The following is a 19,641-nucleotide window of genomic DNA, read 5'->3' as shown; positions in this document are numbered from 1 at the left end:
CCTATGCGCGGGGTGTGACAGCGCCCGGGACGCCGTCCACCCGCACCCGGAACTCGCCCTCGGCCACCCTGGCCCGCAACTCCTCGTCCGCCCCGACCTCTTCCGGCGACCGCACCGCCGCCCCGTCCGGCTTCTGGAGCACGGCGTAACCACGCTCCAGGGTCGCCTTGGGGGAAAGTGCGACCACCCGGGCGAGGGTGTGCGACAACTCGGAGTCGGCCCGGTCCAGCAGGTGCCCCAGCGTCCGCCGGCCGCGCTCCAGCACCGCCGTCACCTGCTGCTCGCGCTCCTCGATCATGCGCTGCGGCCGCTGCATCGACGGGCGGTGCAGGGCCGCGGCCAGCCCCCGCTCCTCGCGCTCCAGGAACCCACCGACCGCGCGCCGGGCCCGCTGGCGGAGCTGCTCGACGCGGACCAGCTCCTCACCGACGTCCGGCACGACCTTCTTCGCCGCGTCGGTCGGCGTCGAGGCCCGCAGGTCGGCGACCAGATCCAGCAGCGGGCTGTCCGGCTCGTGCCCGATCGCCGAGACCACGGGCGTCCGCGCCGCCCCCACGACCCGCACCAACTGCTCGTCGGAGAACGGCAGCAGATCCTCCACACTGCCGCCGCCCCGCGCCACGATGATCACGTCCACCTCGGGCAGCGCGTCCAGCTCCCGGACGGCCTCGATCACCTGCGGCACCGCGTGCACCCCCTGCACCGGCACATTGCGCACCTCGAAGCGGACGGCCGGCCAGCGGTGCCGGGCGTTCTCCAGGACGTCCCGCTCGGCCGCGCTCGCCCGGCCGCAGACCAGCCCGATGAGCTGCGGCAGGAACGGGAGCGGCTTCTTGCGGTCCGCGGCGAACAGCCCCTCCGCCGCCAGCGACTTCTTCAACTGCTCCAGACGCGCGAGGAGTTCACCCACCCCGACGGGCTTGATCTCGGCGGCCCGCAGCGACAACTGGCCCCGCGGCGCGTACCACTCCGGTTTGGCGTGCACCACCACCCGGGCGCCCTCGCTCACCACCTCGGCCACCTTGTCGAACACCTGGCGGTAGCAGGTCACGCTGATCGAGATGTCGTACGACGGGTCGCGCAGCGTCAAAAAGACCACGCCCGCGCCAGGCCGCCGCGAGAGCTGGGTGATCTGCCCCTCCACCCATACCGCGCCGAGCCGGTCGATCCATCCGCCGATGAGCCGGGAGACCTCGCCGACCGGGATCGGCGTTTGCGGGGACGTGGAGACAGCCATACGAGCGAGAGTAACGGCGGCCACTGACAGCGGAGGCCGTACGGGGACGGGCGCGGGCGTACGGGCACGAGCGCGGGCCGTTACGGGACGGGCGCGGGGCGTACGGTGCCGCACGCACGCCCTCCGCCCTCCGCGCACCGCCCCCGCCGCTTCAGCGCGCCCCCCGCCTCACCGCCCGGCCCCGCCCGTACTCCCACGCCAGCACCGCCAGCCCCGCCACCAGCCACACCCCGCCCACCGCCCGCGCCGTCCCCGACGCCTCGGCGATCACCGCGCTCACCACCGTCAGACCCAGCAGCGGCACCACCGCGTGCGTGAGCACCCGCGGCGTCCCGCCCCGCCGGCGGACCCAGAACCACCCGATCACCGACGCGTGCAGCAGCCCGAAGGCCGTCAGCGCCCCGACGTTGACGATCGACGACAACCGGTCCAGGCCGTCGTCCCGCCGGGCCGCCCAGACCGCCGCCACCAGGGTCACCAGGGCCGCGCCCAGCAGCGCCCGGCGCGGCACCCCGCTGCCCGCGTCCACCTTCGCCATCGCCCCCGGCAGCCGCCGGTCCCGGGCCATCGCGAACAGCAGCCGCCCCGCCGCCGCCTGCCCCGCCAGCGCCGCGAAGGCCGCCCCGACCGCCTTGCTCACCGCCACCAGGTCGTGCAGCCAGCCGCCCACCGCCGCGTCGACCGTGGCGTAGAACGCGTCGCCCTGCTCCGCCGGCCGCGCCGCCAGCTCCGCCGCGCTCATCGGCGCGAGCAGCGCCGCCAGATACGTCTGCACCGCGAACAGCGTCCCGGCCACCACCAGACACGTGAGCACCGCCCGCGCCACCCGGTCGGACCCGAGCGGCCCCCGCCGCTTCCCGCCCCCCGGCGCGCCCCGCGCCTCCTCCGCGAACGCCGCGACGGCGTCGAAGCCCAGATACGACAACACCGCCACCGACACCGCGGCCAGCACCGCGTTCACCGAGAAGCCGCCCTCACCCGTCAGCGGCTCGGCCCAGCCGCGCCGCGCGCCGTGCGCGATCAGCTCCGCCACCGCCGCGACCACGAACACCGCCAGCACCGCGATCTCCATGGCCAGCACCGCGAACCCGGCGACGGCCGCGGCCCGCACCCCCCACAGGTTCAGCAGCGTCGTCACCAGCACCGCCAGCGCCGTCCACACCCACGCCCGCACCGAAGGCACCAGCGCGTGCATCGCGATCCCCGAGAAGAGGTACGCGACCGCCGGGATCAGCAGATAGTCCAGCATCGCCATCCACCCGGCGATGAACCCCGGGCCCTCACCCAGCCCCACCCGCGCGTACGTATAGACCGACCCGGCCCGGGGGGCGACCCGCACCATCTGGGCGTATGAGCAGGCGGTGAACGCCATCGCCACCGTCGCGACGAGGTAGACGGCGGTGATCGCGCCGTGTGACGTGGCCCGCAGCGTGCCGAAGATGCCCACCGGCGCCATGGGGGCGATGAAGAGCAGCCCGTAGACGAGCAGATCCCGGAACGTCAGGGTCCGGTGCAGCGAGCCGCTCCCGGGGCCCGCACCGGTCGCCGCGACACCGCCGCCGCCCGCCCCGCCGCCGCTGGTCTCGCCGATCGTGCCCGGCATCGTGCCTCCTCCGTGCGCTCGTCATCAGTCTGGTCCACGAGCCGATCTTCGGCGGCCGAGGTACGCCCGTACGATGGGACGCATGACTGCTACGCCCAGCACCCCGCCCGCCACCACCCCGAGCGGAGACGCTTCGCGTCGCGGTGACACCCGCCGGGTCCTGCTCGCCGCCCCCCGGGGCTATTGCGCGGGCGTGGACCGGGCGGTGATCGCCGTCGAGAAGGCCCTTGAGCAGTACGGCGCGCCCGTCTACGTACGTCACGAGATCGTGCACAACAAGTACGTCGTGAAGACCCTGGAGAAGAAGGGCGCGATCTTCGTCGAGGAGACGGAAGAGGTGCCCGAGGGCAACATCGTCATCTTCTCCGCGCACGGCGTCGCCCCCGTCGTCCACGACGAGGCCAAGCGCGGCAAGCTCGCCACCATCGACGCCACGTGCCCGCTGGTCACCAAGGTCCACAAGGAAGCCGTCCGCTTCGCCCAGGAGGACTACGACATCCTCCTCATCGGCCACGAAGGCCACGAAGAGGTCGTCGGCACCAGCGGCGAGGCCCCCGAGCACATCACCATCGTCGACGGCCCCGAGGACGTCGCGAACGTCGAGGTCCGCGACCCCGACAAGGTCGTCTGGCTCTCCCAGACCACGCTCTCCGTGGACGAGACGATGGAGACCGTCGACGCCCTCAAGGGCCGCTACCCCAACCTCCTCTCGCCGCCCAGCGACGACATCTGCTACGCCACCCAGAACCGCCAGGTCGCGGTCAAGCAGATGGGCGCCGAGGCCGACCTCGTCATCGTCGTCGGCTCCAAGAACTCCTCCAACTCCGTCCGCCTCGTAGAGGTCGCCCTCGGCGCCGGCGCCCGCGACGCCCACCTGGTCGACTACGCCGACGAGATCGACGAGTCCTGGCTGGAGGGCGTGCGCACGGTCGGTGTCACCTCCGGCGCCTCGGTCCCGGAAATCCTCGTCCACGGCGTCCTGGACTGGCTCGCCGCGCGCGGCTACGAAGACGTCGAGACGATCACGGCCGCCAAGGAGTCCATCGCCTTCTCGCTCCCCAAGGAACTCCGGCGCGACCTGCGCGCCGAGGCCCGCTCCGCCGTCGAGGGCTGAACCGGCCGCAGGGACCCGCCCCGCCCGCCGGGTGCCGTCCGGGGCCCGGCGCGCCGTCCGGGGCCCGTCCGGCGGATGCTCGCGCCCCGTCCGGCGGATGCCCGCGATCCCGCGAACATCCGCCGGGCAGCCTCTAGCCTTTCCCCATGAATGTCTTCGGCGTGGACATCGGCGGTACGGGCATCAAGGGCGCCCCGGTGGATCTGGAGCGCGGCGCTCTCGCGGACGAGCGCTACAAGGTGTTCACCCCGCACCCGGCCACCCCGGAGGCGGTCGCGGACCGCGTCCGGGAGGTCGTGGACCACTTCGGCTGGACGGGCCCGGTCGGGGCCACCTTCCCCGGCGTGGTCACCGGCGGCACGACCCGCACGGCCGCCAACGTCGACGCCCACTGGATCGGCACGGACGCCGGCGCGCTGCTCAGCGGTCGTCTCGGCGGCAGCCCGGTGACCCTGCTCAATGACGCGGACGCGGCCGGCCTGGCCGAAATGCGCTACGGCGCGGGCCGCGGCCGCACCGGCACCGTCGTCGTCCTCACCTTCGGCACCGGCATCGGCAGCGCCGTCTTCACCGGCGGCCGCCTGGTGCCCAACACCGAGCTCGGCCACCTGCGACTGCACGGTCACGACGCGGAGAAACGCGCCTCCACCAAGGCCAAGGAGGACGAGGACCTCACCTGGCCGCAGTGGGCGCACCGGGTCCGCGACTACCTCGCCCACGTGGAGATGCTGTTCTCGCCCGAGCTGTTCGTCATCGGCGGCGGGATCAGCCGCAAGGCGGAGAAGTTCCTGCCGCTGATCGAGGACATCAGGGCCGAGATCGTGCCGGCTCGGCTTCAGAACAACGCGGGGATCGTGGGGGCGGCGATGGCTGCGCACGCCGCCGCGGCCGGCGACCCACCCGCGACGGACGGCTCCCCGCCGACTGCCGCGCCGCCTCCGCCGCCCGGCTCCCCGGTCCCCCGGAGCGCTTCCCCGGCGGCACCACCGCCGCCCGGCGCCGGGCGCTGATCATCACCCGGCGGCCCAGCGCGAACAGCCCGCAGGCCAGAGTGCCCGCGTACAGCCACCCGGCGTTCAGCGCCAGGACGGTGAAGACGCCCATCACCAGCCCGCCGAAGCCCGCCGGACCCCGGTGCAGCGGCACCGCGCCGAGGGTGAAGGCGAGGGGCAGCGTGACCGGCGCGGTGATCAGGTCGTACGGCCGCACCCACACCGCCGCGCCGATGCCCACCAGCAGAAAGAACACGCCGTACGCGGTTTGCGCGCCGCCGAACAGCAGCCGGTCCACGCCCGCGAAAGCCAGCAGCGCCAGGGTGGCCAGCAGCCAGCAGCCCAGCCCGGTGAGCTTGGGCTCCGGCATCCGCCGCAGGACGGCGACCGGGCCCAGCAGCGCGCGCCGCTTCGGCCGGGCCCGGTAGACGGTCGTCGTCTCCACGCCCTCCGCCGGCCCCTGCCCGTTCTCCGGCCCCGACCCGGTCCCCGGCGCCCGGGACCGGGTCGGGGCCCGCGCCCCGTCCTGCGCCGGCCCGTGCGCCGGGGCCCGCGCCCCACCTCCCACGGGCCCGGGCACCGCTTCCCCGCCGCGGGAGTGCCGTCCGTCCTGGCCCACGACCGGACGACGACGCTGCGACGGGCTCTGCTTCGGCGTACGCGCTTCATGTTGCTCCACCCGCCAACGGTAGGCCGCCGAACCTGACCAAGAGGCCCTGAGACACGCCCTTTGGCCGAGGTGGGGGAGCGGATGGGGGGTGAGGGGGGCGGCGGCCGGGCGGGCGTGGCCGGGTGGGGTGGGCAGTCGTCCATGGCCGGGCTGGGCCGTCGCTCCCGGGCGGGCTGGACGGTCGCTCCTGGCGGGCTGGGCGGTCGTACCTGGCCGGGCCGGGCGGTCGTCCCCAGCAGGGCTGGGCCGCCGTCCCCGGCCGGGCTGGGCCCCCGCCGCCGGGCGCCCCGTAGACTGGTGGATCGGCCCCTCAGGGAGCCGTCCACCGCCCTCCACCTCCTCGCTCCGGGAAGTCGCCACCGTGTCGCTCACGATCGGAATCGTCGGTCTGCCGAATGTCGGCAAGTCGACCATGTTCAATGCCCTGACCAAGAACGACGTGCTGGCGGCCAACTACCCGTTCGCCACCATCGAGCCCAACGTCGGCGTCGTCGGCGTCCCGGACCCGCGTCTGGCCACCCTCGCCGGGATCTTCGGCTCACAGAAGATCCTTCCCGCGACCGTCGACTTCGTCGACATCGCCGGCATCGTCCGCGGCGCCTCCGAGGGCGAGGGCCTGGGCAACAAGTTCCTCGCCAACATCCGCGAGTCCGACGCGATCTGCCAGGTCATCCGCGCCTTCAAGGACGAGAACGTCGTCCACGTCGACGGCAAGGTCTCGCCCAAGGACGACATCGAGACCATCAACACCGAGCTGATCCTCGCCGACCTCCAGACCATCGAGAAGGTGCTGCCGCGCCTGGTCAAGGAGTCCCGGATCCAGAAGGACAAGGCCGTCCAGGTCAAGGCCGTCGAAGAGGTCAAGGCCATCCTGGAGGAGGGCCGCACCCTCTTCTCCGCGGGCATCACCAAGGACACCGACCGCGGCGCCCTCCTGCACGACCTGCACCTGCTCACCACCAAGCCGTTCCTCTACGTCTTCAACGTCGACGAGGACGAGCTGGTCGACGAGGACTTCAAGAACGAGCAGCGCGCCCTCGTCGCCCCGGCCGAGGCCATCTTCCTCAACGCCAAGCTCGAACAGGACCTCGCCGAGCTCGACGACGACGAGGCCCTCGAACTCCTCCAGTCCGTCGGCCAGCAGGAGCCCGGCCTCGCCACCCTCGCCCACGTCGGCTTCAACACCCTCGGCCTCCAGACGTACCTGACCGCCGGCCCCAAGGAAACCCGCGCCTGGACGATCAAGAAGGGCGCCACCGCCCCCGAGGCCGCCGGCGTCATCCACACCGACTTCCAAAAGGGTTTCATCAAGGCGGAGGTCATCTCCTTCGCCGACCTCGTGGAAACCGGCTCGGTAGCCGAAGCCCGCGCCGCCGGCAAGGCCCGCATGGAGGGCAAGGACTACGTCATGCAGGACGGCGACGTGGTGGAGTTCCGCTTCAACGTGTAGTGACGTCCATGCTGTGCGTTAACTGATTAGTCAAACGTGCAAGTCAGGAGGGGTCGGGCTCCGTCGAGTCCGACCCTTTCTGTATTCCCGTGCTGACTTGGTGCTGACTTGGAATCGCGATGTCAGGCCGACTGGCCCGGTACCAGCTTGTCCAGGTCGAGGCTGATCTCGAACGGCAGGGATCGCTGGAGCGCGTGGCGGAAGATCCCCGCCGGCGCGTACGAGCCGGTCGGCTCGTCGAGCTCGTAGACGTGCACGGCGGGGACGGTGTCCTCGTCCTCGATACACCAGTAGTGCCGGATGCCGGCCTCGGCGTACTTACGAAGCTTGACGGTCCGGTCGCGGTGGGCAGATTCCGGCGAGACGACCTCGACGACGAGCTGGACGTCTTCGGGAGCGAACCAGGTGCAGTCAGGGTCGTATGGGGCCGTGGTCACCACGAGGTCCGGTTCCGGGCGGTTCCGGGCATCGAGGCGGATGGTCATCTCCCGGCCGACCCGGAAACCCGCTGGGGCCTGCGCCCTGAGAGCCAACGTGAGGTCGGTGACGATCTCTCCGTGCCACCAGCGCTGGGGCGACATCATGAATACGAGGGCTCCGTCGATCAGCTCGGTGTGGCGCGGCGCTTCCGGGAGGCGGTCCAAGTCCTCCGCGAACCAGCCTTCCGCGCGCGGCGGGCGCATCCAGTCGGGCAGTGCGGTCATGGCTTCACGGTAGCGGCCCGCAGCGCAGGCTGGAGAGCTGACGATCTCAGCCGGATGATTTTCGGCAACTTTCCACGCTGCACCAGCCACCTGCCTAGCATCCGGTCATGAGCGACTCATCGGTTCAGATCGCCACGGTGGTCATTTCCGTGGCGGCTCTCGTCTTCTCCACGACGGCCGCGTTCTGGTCTCTCGTCTACAACCGGCGTCAGGCGAGGGCGGTTGCCGAGGCCAACGCCCTCACGGAGAGGGCCCAACGCGAGCAGGCGGAACCGTACGTCATCGTCGACATCAGGCCCCGCATCCCTGGTTCGTCATTGCTTGTGCTGGTGATCGAGAACATCGGCCAGACGCTGGCCCGCAACGTGCGCATCTCGGTGAGCCCTCCGCTCCAGACCACTCTGGGTGCCGAGCGGGCCGAGACCCTCAACCGTGCTGTTGGTCGGCGCATCGCGACCCTTCCCCCCAAGCGCCGCGTCCCCTTCGTCATGGATGTCGGGCCATCAACTCTTCTCCTCGGAACTCCCCAAGGTGTACGAGTTCCAGGTTGACGTGGACGGCCCCTTCGGTCGTGTGGGCACGCTGACCTACACAGTGGATCTTGAGGCCCTGAGGGATAGCGCCCTTGAGACCGACTCGGTGGAGTGGAGTGTGCATCAGGTCGCCAAACACTTTGGGGAGACCGTGAAAGCGCTGGGGCGGCAGGCGCGGTCGCTTGACGAGTTGAGTCAGCAGATTCAGCGGGGGTGTTGAACGGCAGGACTCGGAGCGCCCGTCGGACGCTGACGTTCCCGACTCGATGGAACCCGCCCTCCCTGAAACCCCTATGGCGCCGTTGAGTGACGATGGCGATCCGGCGTAACGGTCATACTCCCGTGCTGATTCTGTGCTGTCTTAGCCCGCCAAAAACCACGTTTTCGCAGGTGGGAGGGGTGCTATACGTTCCGCTTCAACGTCTGACGCACGGCAGCCTCGAACGGCGTACGGCAGCATGTGAGGAGGGGTCGGGCCGTCGTGGGTCGGGCCGTCGTGGCTCGGCCCCTTCGTCATGCCCGGGGCGCCGTAGCGGAATCGATGCCGAGGCCTACCCCACGCCGCCCTCCAGCAGTTCCTTGAGTTTCTGTTCGTCGAGCGGCATCTCCTTCCGCGCCCTGGGGCGGACGACCAGGGGAACCAGGAGCTTGCCCATGCCGTGGCCCTCGAAGTCGAGGTCGATCGTCACACGCGACCGCTCGCCGTCGCCGAACGGCTCGATCGTGCCCTGGACCTCGCTTCTGACGGGCCCGTCGATGCCCCTGAGGTGCCAGCCGTGCGGCGGGTCGATGTCGGTGACCTCCATGGTCATCGGGAACTCCCGACGGCCGAGGCGCCGCGTCACGACCACGCGCGACCCCACTCTCAGCGGAAGCTCGCCGAGCGGCCGCACGGATACGGCACTCTCCTGCCACTCCGTGAGGTGGGTTGGGTCGGTCACGTAGGAGTAGATGTCCTCAGGTCGGCGCGCGATGGTGACGCTCTCCTTGATGGCGGACATTTCGCCTCCTTTGTTGGCTTATATCCCCATGATCTCACCGGCGCCGCCTGTCGGCGCAGCGTGGCAGGACGCGCGGATCGGCGCGGACGGCGCAGGGGGGAGATGGGGGTGTCGTGTCGGGTGCCGAGGAGGCGGGAGGCGGGCCTCGCCCGGTGCCGGCGGCGGCGGTGTGCCCGGGCCGCAGTGGGCAGCTACGGCCACCTTGTCCCCGAATCGCGGGACCGCTGCCGTGACGTCGTGCAGGGGGCGGGCGACGGGGTGGAGCTGGCCGTGCGCGGTCACGGTGGGCAGGGGCCGGGCGTGCTGTTGCTGCACGGGGCGGGGCGCACGCTCGTCGACTGGGAGCGGGTCGCGCCGTTGCTGGCGGCGCGGCACCGGGTGGTGGCGATGGATCTGCGGGGGCATGGACGGTCGGGTGACGGGACGGCGCCGTGGACGTTCGAGCTGGCGGTCGAGGGCGTGCGGGCCGTGCTGGCGGCGTGCGGGATGCCGGACGCGGTGGTGGTCGGACATTCGATGGGCGGGAGGGTGGCGGCGCTGTGCCTGGAGGGTGACGGCGCGACGCCGACGGCGGTGAATCTCGACGGGCACGGGATGGGGCGGCCCGAGCAGTACGTGGGGTTGGAGCCCGCGTACGTGCGTCAACGGCTCGCTCAGGCGCGGAAGTTCGCGGAGGAGGCAGGTGGGCGGACGTTCGGCGCGGAGGCGTTGGCGGGGGTGCTGGGGTATCAGGCCGCGATGGGCGCGGAGTTGGGGATTCCGGCGGAGCTGATGGAGGCCGGGGTGCGGCGGTCGCTGGGCCGGGCGCCCGGTGGGCAGTTGTTCCTGCGGCCGGGACGGGCGCAGGCCGCGCAGGCGCAGGAGGCGATGGCAGGGCTCGATCTGTTCGCGCTGTACCGGCGCCTGGCGCGGCCGCTGCTGATCGCCCGCGCACTGCGGCCGAACCCGCCGGTGCCGGGTATGCCAGAGTGGTTCGACGGGTTGATGGCCGCGTACGTGGAGGGATTGCGCCGGGATCTGGGGGAGTTGGCGCGGGCGTGCCCGAACGTGACCGTCGCGGGCGTCGAGGGGACGCATGCGATGGTCGTGGAGCGGCCGGAGGAGGTCGCCGGCCTGGTCGCGGAGTTTGTGACCGGGGTGGCCGGGTGACCGGGGTGACCGGGGTGGCTGGGGTGACCGGGGAGGGGTGAGGGGTCGGTCGTTTGTGGGTGCGCTGCCTCGGCGGGCCGTTGGTTCGCGCGGGGGCTCCCGTAGCGGCGGCTCGCCGGAGCGCCCCGGTCCCCCCGGGCCTCGTCGGTGTGGGGACACCTGAGGTGGTCAGCCGGAGGCCACGCCTCGCCTCGGCGTGGGAATGCCTGAGGCGGTCAGCCGGAGCCCCCGGCCCCGCCTCAGCGTGGGAACACTTGGAACAAGGTGGCCGGGCGGCCGAGGTGGCGTTCGCCGGATGTGTGGAGCATATTTTCGATGAAGGTGCGGGCGTAGGCGTGCGGGTCCTGTTCGGGGCCGCCCAGGCCCTTGATGTACGCCTCGTGGGCGGCGAGGGAGGCGACCGCGCGGTCGATTCCGGGGCCGACCTCGGCCGCGTGGGTGGGGTAGGGGGAGCCGGCCACGGCCACCCAGCGGACGCCGTTCCAGGGGGCGAGCCCCTGCTCGTCGGTGAGTTCGGGGAAGATCCAGCGGTTGCCGGCGTCGCCCGCCGCGTCCAGGACGGCGCGGCCGACCACCCGGTGGTCGGGGGTGTTCCAGTGGACACCGCCCCAGGTGTCGTGGTGGTTGAGCGTGATCAGGAGCTCGGGGCGGTGGCGGCGGATCGCGGCGGCCAGATCGCGGCGCAGCGGCGTGCCGGCCTCGATGACGCCGTCGCGGTGGTCGAGGAACTCGACGGCGTCGACGCCGACGAGCGCGGCGCTGGCCCGCTGTTCGGCCTCGCGGATCGCGGCGCACTCGCCGGGGGCGAGTCCGTCGATGCCGGCCTCGCCACGGGTGACCAGGAGGTAGGTGATCTCCCGTCCGGCGTCCGTCCATTCGGCGATGGCGGCCGCCGCGCCGTATTCGAGGTCGTCGGGGTGGGCGACGACGGCGAGGGCGCGCTGCCAGTCCTCGGGCATGGGCGCGAGGGCGGAAGCGGCCGACGGGGCGGACGAAGCCGACGAGGCCGACGAGGCCGACGAGGCGGATTCTTCGGGCACGGTGAGGGTTTCCTTTGCTGAGTGCGGCCGGGGCCGGGCGGCCGGAGTCTCGCCGGGGGGCCGGGCCGCCGGCAACGGTGGTGCGCGCCGTGGTTTCCGATCTTTCCGGAGCGGTCTGTGGTTTTCCGGAGGGGGCCGCGCGGGTGATGCTCCTTGAGACCGCTCGTGGGACCTCTCGTGAGACGTCCCATGAGGCGTTCCGAAGGACGTTTGCGTCCGTTTCGATCATGGCATCTGGGGACGGCGGGCGCCGGAAATTCGCCAAATCCGGTGGGGGAGCGGCCGGGTGCTCGGGTGTGGTGGAGTCGCAGTGGAGCGTGCCGGGGTGTGGAGGGGGCGTGCGGAGGGGGTGGAGCGTGCCGGGGATGGTGTGGGAGAGCCGCGTCGCGGGGAGACGTCGGGCTTGAGGGCTCATCTGTATACCCGTTGAGCTGCGCTTCATCACATCGGGTGAATTTCTGGCCTGAGGTTGCGGTTGGCGACACGCGGTTGTCACGCTGTTGCTGACTGTCAAGCTGTTGGGAGGGGCACGTGCCTTTCGGTGAGCAGCCCGCGTACCTCCGCGTCGCCGGCGACCTGCGCCAGAAGATCGTCGACGGGGTGCTGCCGCCGCACACCCGCCTTCCCTCCCAGGCGCGCATCCGCGAGGAATACGGCGTCTCGGACACCGTCGCGCTGGAGGCCCGCAAGGTGCTGATGGCCGAGGGGCTCGTCGAGGGCCGTTCGGGGTCGGGCACCTATGTGCGCGAGCGGCCCGTCCCGCGCAGTATCGCCCGGGCCGGTTACCGCTCCGGCGGCGGCTGTACGCCGTTCCGGCAGGAGCAGACGGACGAGCGGGTGAAGGGCACCTGGGAGTCCAGCAGCGAGCAGGAGGCGGCCAGTTCGGCGGTCGCGGCCCGATTGCGCGTCCCGGCGGGCGCGAAGGTGATGCGCACCCGCTACGTCTTCCGGGCCGAGGGCGAGCCCTCGATGCTCTCCACGTCGTGGGAGCCCCTGGAGGTCACGGGGCGGACGCCCGTGATGCTGCCGGAGGAAGGGCCGCTCGCCGGGCGCGGGGTGGTCGAGCGGATGGCGGCCATCGACCTCGTGGTGGACAACGTCGTGGAGGAGGTCGGGGCGCGCCCGGCGCTGGCCGAGGAGGCCCATGCCCTGGGCGGGGTGCCCGGCCATGCGGTCCTGGTCATCTCGCGTACGTACTTCGCGGGCGGCCGCCCGGTCGAGACGGCGGACGTGGTGACCCTCGCCGACCGCCACCGGGTGACGTATCACCTGCCGGTGAAGTAGCGAGGGGCGACGGGGGAGGGGGCTGACGGGCGGATGGGCTGACGGACGGACGGGCTGACGGACGGACGGGCTGAGGGACGGGCGGGCCGGGGCTGTCGGGGGCGGGGGTCCGTGCTCCGCCGCCGACTCGCCCCTCGCCGCCGCACTGCCCCGGCCGCCACACCGTCCCCTCGCCCTCGCCGCCACGCCGCCCCCGCTGCACGCCGCCCCTCGCCGCCGCACCGCCCCCGGCGGCCACACCGCCCGCCCCGCCGCACGCCGCCCCCTCGCCGCCGTCACGCCGTCGACTCGCCCCCTCCCCGCACCGCCCCGGCGGCCGCACCGCTCCCGCCGCCACGCCGCCCCCCCGCCGTAACGCCGCCCCCGCCGTAACACCGCCCCACCACCCCCTCCCGTAATGCCACTTGTGCCCGCACATCCCCCGCCGCCCTTGCCGCTTTTGTCTGGATTTCCGGTAAATGGTGGCTGGATCTTGGTGTTGGGAACCTCACAGACCCTCAGCTAGGAGGGAGTTTTCGCCAAATGCGGGAATCCGATCTTCCGATTCGCTCTTACGATGGCGAAGTTTGTGCACGGCACGGGGGAAGACCAGGAGACCAAGCACGTGAGCACGACGAAGATCCCGGGTGCGGAGCAGGGCTCGCACTCGAATTACCGTCGGTCCCTCGGGACCATCGCCCTGACCGCGACGGGGCTCGGGTCCATCATCGGCTCCGGCTGGCTCTTCGGGGCCGAGCGGGCCGCGGCGATCGCCGGACCGGCCGCGATCCTCGCCTGGGTCATCGGCGCGGTGGTCGCGCTCACGATCGCGCTGACCTACACCGAGCTGGGCTCGATGTTCCCCAAGGCCGGCGGCATGGTCCGCTACGGCCAGTACTCGCACGGCTCGCTCGCCGGCTACCTCGCGGCCTGGGCGAACTGGATCGCGATCGTCTCGGTCATCCCCGGCGAGGCCACCGCCTCCGTCCAGTACATGAGTTCCTGGGACTTCGGCTGGACGCGGGCTCTCTACGACGGCAAGGAGCTGACCGGCACCGGCGTCGGCCTGGCCAGCGTCCTGCTGATCTTCTACTTCTTCCTGAACTGGTTCGCGATCTCGCTGTTCGCCAAGACCAACACGGCGATCACCGTCTTCAAGGTCGTCGTCCCGATCCTGACCGCGGGCGCGCTGATGCTGGCGCACTTCGACACCGGCAACATCGTCCAGCACGGCGGTTTCACGCCCAACGGCTGGAGCTCGGTGTTCACCGCCGTCGCCGTCTCCGGCATCGTCTGGGCCTACAACGGCTTCCAGTCGCCGCTGAACCTCGCCGCCGAGGCCCGCAACCCGGGCAGGTCGCTGCCCAAGGCCGTCATCTGGTCGATCGTGATCGCGCTGGTCATCTACGTCGCCCTCCAGGTGGCGTTCTTGATGGCCGTCCCCGGTGACGAACTGACCGCCGGCGGCGGTTGGGCCTCGCTCGGCTACAACTCCCCGCTCGCCGACCTCGCGGTGGCCTGGGGCCTGAACTGGCTGGCGCTGCTGCTGTACGCGGACGCCTTCGTCTCCCCGTCCGGCACCGGCATGATCTACGCGGCCACCACCTCGCGCATGATCCAGGGCGTGCAGGAGAACGGCCACCTGCCGGGCATCTTCGGCCGCGTCGACAAGAAGACCGGCGTGCCGCGACCGGCCCTGGTGCTCAACCTCGTGATCGCCTTCCTCTTCCTCGCGGTGTTCCGCGGCTGGGGTTCGCTCGCCGAGATCGTGTCGGTCGCGACGGTCATCTCCTACATCACCGGCCCGGTGGCGGTGATGTCGCTGCGCCGCCTGTCGCCCGACCTCAAGCGCCCGGTCCAACTGCGCGCGATGCCGTTCATCGCCCCCGTCGCGATGGTCTTCGGCTCGCTCGTCCTGTACTGGGGCCGCTGGCCGCTCACCGGCAAGGTCATCCTGATCATGGCGGTCGGGCTGCCGGTGTGGGCCTGGTACGAGATCGGCAAGCCGCTCACGCGGGGCCGCAAGCCGTGGGCCGAACTGCGGCCGCACCTCAAGGCCGGCGCCTGGATGGTGGCGTACCTGCTGGTCATGGCCGCGGTCTCGTACGCCGGTGGCAAGGACTTCGGCGGCCGGGGCTACCTGCCCGAGGGCTGGGACCTCCTCGTGGTCGCGGTCATCGGCCTGGCCTTCTACTACTGGGGCGTGCGCAGTTCGTGGCGCAACCCGTCGCTGGTCGCGGTCGAGGCCGAGACCCTGGCCGGGCACGCGGCGGACGCGGCGGCCGCAGCGGGGACGGCCTCGTCGGACACGGACGCGGACCCGGACGCGGACCCGGACTCCGACGGCCGCCGGTCGGACGACGACAAGGCTCCCGTCGGCGCCTGAGCCCCCGCGGACCACCGCACACCCACCGGCCACTCGCGGGCCCCACCCGGCATACCGGGCCGCGGGTGGCCGGTTCGGTACCTCTTTGTGCAAATCCGTATCCGCTGCGTGAAGGTCGGGCGTACGCTCGGGCATATGCGGATTGCGGTTTCGGCATCAGCACAGGAGGGGCGCGTAACGGCGCGCTGCGCGGCGGACGGAGGGGCGCGATGACCGACAGTGGAGCCGTGCTGCCCTGGCTCGTCATCCGCCAGGATGAAGGTGGTAACCGCTATCGCGTCGGTCGTTACGCGACCCGGGCAGAGGCGGAGCGGGTCGCCGACCGGCTCGTCACCCGGGCTCACCAGCAGCTTTACGTGGTCGAGCGGGTGAGCCGGGCGGTCGGCTGAGCGGCGGCGGACGAGGGGCGGGACGCGAGCGGGGGACGTAGGCTGCCGGGCATGACAACGGTGCGCATAGTGGTCGGGGGAGCGGTGTGCGACGGCGGTCGGCTGCTGGCCGCCCGGCGGAGTGCGCCGCCCGCCCTGGCCGGCCGCTGGGAGCTGCCCGGCGGCAAGGTGGAGGACGACGAGACGCCCGAGCAGGCGCTGGTGCGCGAACTCCGCGAGGAGCTGGGCGTCGAGGCGGCGGTGCTGGATCGCATCCCGGGTGAATGGATCCTGCGGCCCGGCTTCGTTCTCGGCGTATGGCAGGTCCGGCTGGTGTCCGGCTCGCCGCGCCCGCTCCAGGATCACGACGAACTGCGGTGGCTGCTGCCCGGCGAGGAGGGGCAGGTCGACTGGCTCGACCAGGACCGCCCGGCGGTCACCGAGGTGATGCGGCGGCTGGCGGCGACGGCCGAGGCCGAGCGGGCGCCGCGGGCGGGGACGGCACCGGGACGCTGACCGGCCCGGCGGGCGGGTTCCCCCTGGCGCCCGCCGCATCCGCCGCGCCCGGTACGCCATTGGTGCCACAGCGCGACCTCGTAGGCGATACGCCGACCGTGATACCGGGTATGTCCTGGTTAGCCCCCTTTGTCATGTGGGCGTCTCGTGGGGGACCCCTCCGGCTGGGAAGTGATCGGCGTGAGCGACAGCGCAGCGGCAGGGGCCTGGGAACCGCCCTCCGCCGATGCCCGCCCGCCCGGCGCAGCCACCGGCCCCTCCACCGCCGAATGGAGCTTTCCGGCCGAACCCGGCGCGGTCCGCACCGCCCGTGGCATGGTCCGCGACGTACTGGCCGAATGGGGGGTCAACGGCATGGCCGACATGGCCGTGCTGCTCGTCAGCGAACTCGTCACCAACTCGCTGCGCTACGCCAGCGGCCCGATCGGCGTACGCATGATGCTGCTCAGTGGGGGTGGACTGCTCGTGGAGGTCTCCGATCCGCTGCCCGATCCGCCACGGGAACGGGCCGCCGCACCGGACGACGAGAGCGGCCGTGGATTGCAGCTCGTCGCGGGCAGCGCGCGCCGCTGGGGCACCCGCGCCGGAAAGACGGGCAAGACAGTGTGGTTCGAGCTGTCGGTGGCTGGTTAGGAGACAGGTTGGAGTCGTGATCGTTGCCGTTTCATCGTCATTCCGTCGATGGCCTGCGATCGAGACTGTGCTGTGATCGTGAAGACCGTGTTCCGGATCGCCGAGGTGCTGGATACTCGGCTGGTCCGGTCCGGGCACGATGAGCTGGAGGGGACGGGGCTCGTGAGCGAGATGTCATCTGGCGGGGCAGGACCCGCGCAGGCCGAAGGTCAGGGCGGTGCGGACGGCCCCGGCGGCCCAGGTGAGCGTCCGCATGCGCGCGACGGGCACGGACTGCCGCTCTGGCAGAGCAGCCAACCCGGATCGATCTACGACTACATCCGCGTCGCCTCCTTCTCGCTGGGCCCCGACGGGCGCATCGAGCAGTGGAGCGAGCGGGCCGCCCAGATGCTGGGCATCCCCGCCCGGTACGCCGTGGGCAAGGACCCCATCGAGGCGTTCATCCCCGGCGAGCTGCGCGAGAGCGGGTACCGCAAGGTCTCCGAGATCCTCGACGGCCGGGAGTGGACCGGCCTGGTGCCCTACCGCCGGGAAGCGGACGCCGAGGCCGAGGGGCTCGCCGAGATCTATGTGATGCCCTCCGAGACGGAGAGCGGCGAGCGCGCCGCGGTCTGTCTCGTGGTGGATGTGCGCGCGCTGCGCGGCATCGAGACCGACCTCGCCGCCTCGCAGGCCGTTTTCGGTCAATCTCCCATGGGATTCACCCTGTTCGGCACGGATCTGAAGCTGCTGCGGGTCAACGAACGGTTCGCCACCGTCTTCGGCGGCCCCGCCGCCAAGTACCGCGGCCGCACCCCCCACGACTTCCTGCCCCGCCACGAAGCGGACCGGATGACCGCCGCGCTGCGCCGGGTGCTGGAGACCGGGGAGCCGGTCACCGAGATGCAGTTGGTCGGCGCGGTGCCCGGCGAGGACGACCGCCGCCGCTGGTCGGTGTCGCTCTACCGCCTGCACGGCGCCAGCGGCCGCCCCATCGGAGTCGCGGCGCTCGCCGCCGATGTGACGGGGCGTCGGCGGGCGGAGCGGGAGGCCGCCAACGCCCGCCGCAACCTCGCCCTGCTCAACGAGGCCGGCGCCCGGATAGGCAACTCCCTCGACCTGGAGACCACCGCCCGCACCCTCCTGGACGTCGCCGTCCCGCAGTTCTGCGACCTGGCCTCCGTCGACCTCTACCAAGGACTGCTGGCCGGTGACGAGGCGCCGCCCGGCATGACCGACGGCAGCGCGGAGCTGCGCCGGGTCGCGTTCGCCAGCGCCGTCTCCGACGCCCCGCTCGCCACGACCGCCTGCTGCGTGCCCGAGGAGGGGCCGGACCCGGTCGCCGTCGGCGCCGTGCACCGCTATCCCTTCAACTCGCCCTGCGCGGGCGCCCTGCGGACCGCCCAGGCGCAGATCATCCCGGGCCGGGACGCCGACGACCGCCAGGAGCTGGGCGCGGTGGTGCACTCCACCCTCGCCGTCCCCATGGTCGCCAGGGACACCGTCGTCGGGCTGGTGCAGTTCTCCCGTACGAAGGGCAGCGAGCCGTTCGGCGAGCGCGACACGGCGCTGGCGGTGGAGCTGGCCGCGCGCGCCGCGGTCTGCATCGACAACGCCCGCCTCTACCGGCGCGAACACGAACGCGCGCTGATCCTGCAGCGCAGCCTGCTGCCACCCGGCGACCCGGAGGCCGCCGGCCTGGACATCGCCTGCCGCTACCTGCCCGGCACCACCGCCACCGAGGTCGGCGGCGACTGGTTCGACGTCATCGAGCTGCCCGGGCACCGCACCGCGCTGGTCGTCGGGGACGTCATGGGGCGCGGCCTGCGCGCCGCCGTGGCCATGGGCGAACTGCGCACCGCCGTACGGACGCTGGCGCTCCTGGACCTGGAGCCGGCCGAGGTCCTCTCGGCGCTGGACGAGATCGCACGCGGCCTGGGCGGGGGCGGCGACGGCCGGGCGAGCGGGCGGGCGCCGCGCAGCCGGTCGGCCGCCGGCGCCGCCGGCCCCGAGCCGCACCGCTCCGCCCGTACCGCCGACTTGTCCGAGGTCTACCTCGCCACCTGCGTCTACGCCGTCTACGACCCGGTGACCCGGCGCTGCACGTTCGCCAACGCCGGCCATCTGCCGCCGGTGCTGGTCGAGGAGGGCGAGGACGCCCTGCTGCTGGACGTGCCGCCCGGGATGCCGCTGGGAGTGGGCGGTGAGCCGTTCGAGGAGATCGAGGTCGACCTGCCGGACGGCGCGCTGCTCGCCCTCTACACCGACGGCCTGGTGGAGTCGCGCGACCATCCGCTGGACGAGGGGCTGCGGGCCTTCCGCCGGGCCCTGTCGGACGCCGACCGGCCGCTGGAGGACGCCTGCGACCACGTGCTCAGTGCCCTGGACACCTCGCACGGCGAGGACGACATCGCGTTGCTGATGGCCCGGGTGCACGGCCTGCCCAAGGACGCGGTGGGGGACTGGAATCTGGCGCCGGACGCCCGCTCGGTCGCCCGCGCCCGGGAGCTGGCGCGCGATCAGCTCACCGACTGGGGCCTTCAGGAGCTGGTCGACACCACCGAGCTGCTGGTCAGCGAGCTGGTGACCAACGCCCTGCGGCACGGCCACGGCGAGATCAGGCTCCGGCTGCTGCTGGACCGCACCCTGGTGTGCGAGGTGTGGGACGCGGACCTGGCGCAGCCGCGCCGCCGCCGCGCCCGGGACACCGACGAGGGCGGCCGCGGCCTGCAACTGGTCGGTCTGCTCAGCGCCGGGTGGGGCAGCCGCCGCACCCCCCGCGGCAAGACCGTCTGGTTCGAACTCGCGCTCCCCGACGGTGAGTCGGAGCCCGCGGACGCGGCGGAAGCGCTGCTGAGCCTGTTCTGAGCGTGGGGGGGGGGGGGGGGGGCGGGGGGGGGGGGGGCGGCGGCCCCCCCCGGCCCGGAGAGGAGGCTCGCCGCTGTTCCCTCCCCCCCACCGCGCGTCTGTTTCTCGCCTCAAAGCAACGGGTGGGCTTCTAGT

General features: G+C 72.3%; 16 protein-coding genes and 1 pseudogene. 11 read left to right on the top strand and 6 right to left on the bottom strand.

Annotated elements, in window-relative coordinates:
• Position 1 precedes the first annotated feature (1 nt).
• Positions 2–1,237: an exodeoxyribonuclease VII large subunit gene (xseA, locus tag ACZ45Z_RS10455; RefSeq protein WP_468359236.1), complete on the bottom strand. Its 1,236-nt coding sequence runs from the start codon at positions 1,235–1,237 to the stop codon at positions 2–4.
• Between the two features lie 151 nt (positions 1,238–1,388).
• Entirely contained in the window at positions 1,389–2,840 is a 1,452-nt protein-coding gene (locus ACZ45Z_RS10450) for an APC family permease (RefSeq protein ID WP_468359233.1), read from the bottom strand.
• 82 nt (positions 2,841–2,922) lie between these two features.
• On the opposite strand from ACZ45Z_RS10450, the gene ACZ45Z_RS10445 reads away from it, so the two are divergent.
• The gene (locus ACZ45Z_RS10445) at positions 2,923–3,954 is read left to right on the top strand and encodes a 4-hydroxy-3-methylbut-2-enyl diphosphate reductase (RefSeq protein ID WP_468359230.1); all 1,032 of its coding nucleotides are present in this window, start codon (positions 2,923–2,925) and stop codon (positions 3,952–3,954) included.
• A 146-nt stretch (positions 3,955–4,100) separates the two neighbouring features.
• Entirely contained in the window at positions 4,101–4,964 is an 864-nt protein-coding gene (ppgK, locus tag ACZ45Z_RS10440) for a polyphosphate--glucose phosphotransferase (protein WP_468359227.1), read from the top strand.
• Positions 4,965–5,025: 61 nt separating this feature from the next.
• Here ppgK and ACZ45Z_RS10435 read toward each other — a convergent pair.
• Positions 5,026–5,316: pseudogene (locus ACZ45Z_RS10435) on the bottom strand (DUF6542 domain-containing protein); the annotation flags it as partial.
• Between the two features lie 661 nt (positions 5,317–5,977).
• Between ACZ45Z_RS10435 and ychF the strand changes: the two are divergent.
• Complete coding sequence (gene ychF, locus ACZ45Z_RS10430; RefSeq protein WP_468359224.1) at positions 5,978–7,066, top strand: redox-regulated ATPase YchF; 1,089 nt, start codon at positions 5,978–5,980, stop codon at positions 7,064–7,066.
• A gap of 122 nt (positions 7,067–7,188) precedes the next feature.
• Here ychF and ACZ45Z_RS10425 read toward each other — a convergent pair whose 3' ends face one another.
• Entirely contained in the window at positions 7,189–7,770 is a 582-nt protein-coding gene (locus ACZ45Z_RS10425) for a Uma2 family endonuclease (RefSeq protein WP_468359222.1), read from the bottom strand.
• A gap of 107 nt (positions 7,771–7,877) precedes the next feature.
• Between ACZ45Z_RS10425 and ACZ45Z_RS10420 the strand changes: the two genes are divergently transcribed.
• Complete coding sequence (locus tag ACZ45Z_RS10420; protein ID WP_468359219.1) at positions 7,878–8,321, top strand: hypothetical protein; 444 nt, start codon at positions 7,878–7,880, stop codon at positions 8,319–8,321.
• Between the two features lie 533 nt (positions 8,322–8,854).
• Here ACZ45Z_RS10420 and ACZ45Z_RS10415 read toward each other — a convergent pair.
• Positions 8,855–9,304 (bottom strand): SRPBCC family protein, encoded by a 450-nt coding sequence (locus tag ACZ45Z_RS10415; RefSeq protein WP_468359216.1) that lies wholly within the window; start codon positions 9,302–9,304, stop codon positions 8,855–8,857.
• A 270-nt stretch (positions 9,305–9,574) separates the two neighbouring features.
• Between ACZ45Z_RS10415 and ACZ45Z_RS10410 the strand changes: the two genes are divergently transcribed.
• Positions 9,575–10,453, top strand: a complete 879-nt coding sequence (locus ACZ45Z_RS10410) for an alpha/beta fold hydrolase (protein WP_468359214.1) — start codon at positions 9,575–9,577, stop codon at positions 10,451–10,453.
• Between the two features lie 239 nt (positions 10,454–10,692).
• On the opposite strand, the gene ACZ45Z_RS10405 is transcribed toward ACZ45Z_RS10410, so the two are convergent.
• Positions 10,693–11,412 (bottom strand): PIG-L deacetylase family protein, encoded by a 720-nt coding sequence (locus tag ACZ45Z_RS10405; RefSeq protein WP_468359796.1) that lies wholly within the window; start codon positions 11,410–11,412, stop codon positions 10,693–10,695.
• Between the two features lie 612 nt (positions 11,413–12,024).
• Here ACZ45Z_RS10405 and ACZ45Z_RS10400 point away from each other — a divergent pair.
• The 6 genes from ACZ45Z_RS10400 to ACZ45Z_RS10375 all read left to right on the top strand — a co-directional run bounded on the left by ACZ45Z_RS10400 (position 12,025) and on the right by ACZ45Z_RS10375 (position 19,506).
• A complete protein-coding gene (locus ACZ45Z_RS10400) occupies positions 12,025–12,777 on the top strand; it encodes a GntR family transcriptional regulator (protein WP_468359211.1) in 753 nt (250 codons plus the stop codon).
• Between the two features lie 556 nt (positions 12,778–13,333).
• Entirely contained in the window at positions 13,334–15,142 is a 1,809-nt protein-coding gene (locus ACZ45Z_RS10395) for an APC family permease (RefSeq protein WP_468359208.1), read from the top strand.
• 209 nt (positions 15,143–15,351) lie between these two features.
• The gene (locus ACZ45Z_RS10390) at positions 15,352–15,531 is read left to right on the top strand and encodes an SPOR domain-containing protein (protein WP_468359205.1); all 180 of its coding nucleotides are present in this window, start codon (positions 15,352–15,354) and stop codon (positions 15,529–15,531) included.
• Between the two features lie 51 nt (positions 15,532–15,582).
• Positions 15,583–16,026 (top strand): (deoxy)nucleoside triphosphate pyrophosphohydrolase, encoded by a 444-nt coding sequence (locus ACZ45Z_RS10385; RefSeq protein ID WP_468359203.1) that lies wholly within the window; start codon positions 15,583–15,585, stop codon positions 16,024–16,026.
• Between the two features lie 171 nt (positions 16,027–16,197).
• Positions 16,198–16,659 carry an ATP-binding protein gene (locus tag ACZ45Z_RS10380; protein ID WP_468359792.1) on the top strand — a complete coding sequence of 154 codons (462 nt, stop codon included), beginning with the start codon at positions 16,198–16,200 and terminating at the stop codon, positions 16,657–16,659.
• 171 nt (positions 16,660–16,830) lie between these two features.
• Positions 16,831–19,506, top strand: coding sequence for a SpoIIE family protein phosphatase (locus ACZ45Z_RS10375; RefSeq protein ID WP_468359789.1), 2,676 nt, complete (start codon positions 16,831–16,833; stop codon positions 19,504–19,506).
• Positions 19,507–19,641: the final 135 nt, after the last annotated feature.

The sequence above is a fragment of the Streptomyces sp. NPDC031210 genome (assembly GCF_055570395.1).
Note: the sequence above shows the minus strand (reverse complement) of the source record. Positions and strands in the feature narration are given on the sequence as shown.

Coding starts and splice junctions, on each gene's coding strand:
- ACZ45Z_RS10415 (WP_468359216.1), bottom strand. CDS start 9,304: ATGTCCGCCATCAAGGAGAGCGTCACCATCGCGCGCCGACCTGAGGAC.
- ACZ45Z_RS10450 (WP_468359233.1), bottom strand. CDS start 2,840: ATGCCGGGCACGATCGGCGAGACCAGCGGCGGCGGGGCGGGCGGCGGC.
- xseA (WP_468359236.1), bottom strand. CDS start 1,237: ATGGCTGTCTCCACGTCCCCGCAAACGCCGATCCCGGTCGGCGAGGTC.
- ACZ45Z_RS10425 (WP_468359222.1), bottom strand. CDS start 7,770: ATGACCGCACTGCCCGACTGGATGCGCCCGCCGCGCGCGGAAGGCTGG.
- ACZ45Z_RS10405 (WP_468359796.1), bottom strand. CDS start 11,412: ATGCCCGAGGACTGGCAGCGCGCCCTCGCCGTCGTCGCCCACCCCGAC.
- ACZ45Z_RS10390 (WP_468359205.1), top strand. CDS start 15,352: ATGACCGACAGTGGAGCCGTGCTGCCCTGGCTCGTCATCCGCCAGGAT.
- ACZ45Z_RS10395 (WP_468359208.1), top strand. CDS start 13,334: ATGGCGAAGTTTGTGCACGGCACGGGGGAAGACCAGGAGACCAAGCAC.
- ACZ45Z_RS10385 (WP_468359203.1), top strand. CDS start 15,583: ATGACAACGGTGCGCATAGTGGTCGGGGGAGCGGTGTGCGACGGCGGT.
- ACZ45Z_RS10375 (WP_468359789.1), top strand. CDS start 16,831: ATGTCATCTGGCGGGGCAGGACCCGCGCAGGCCGAAGGTCAGGGCGGT.
- ACZ45Z_RS10420 (WP_468359219.1), top strand. CDS start 7,878: ATGAGCGACTCATCGGTTCAGATCGCCACGGTGGTCATTTCCGTGGCG.
- ppgK (WP_468359227.1), top strand. CDS start 4,101: ATGAATGTCTTCGGCGTGGACATCGGCGGTACGGGCATCAAGGGCGCC.
- ACZ45Z_RS10445 (WP_468359230.1), top strand. CDS start 2,923: ATGACTGCTACGCCCAGCACCCCGCCCGCCACCACCCCGAGCGGAGAC.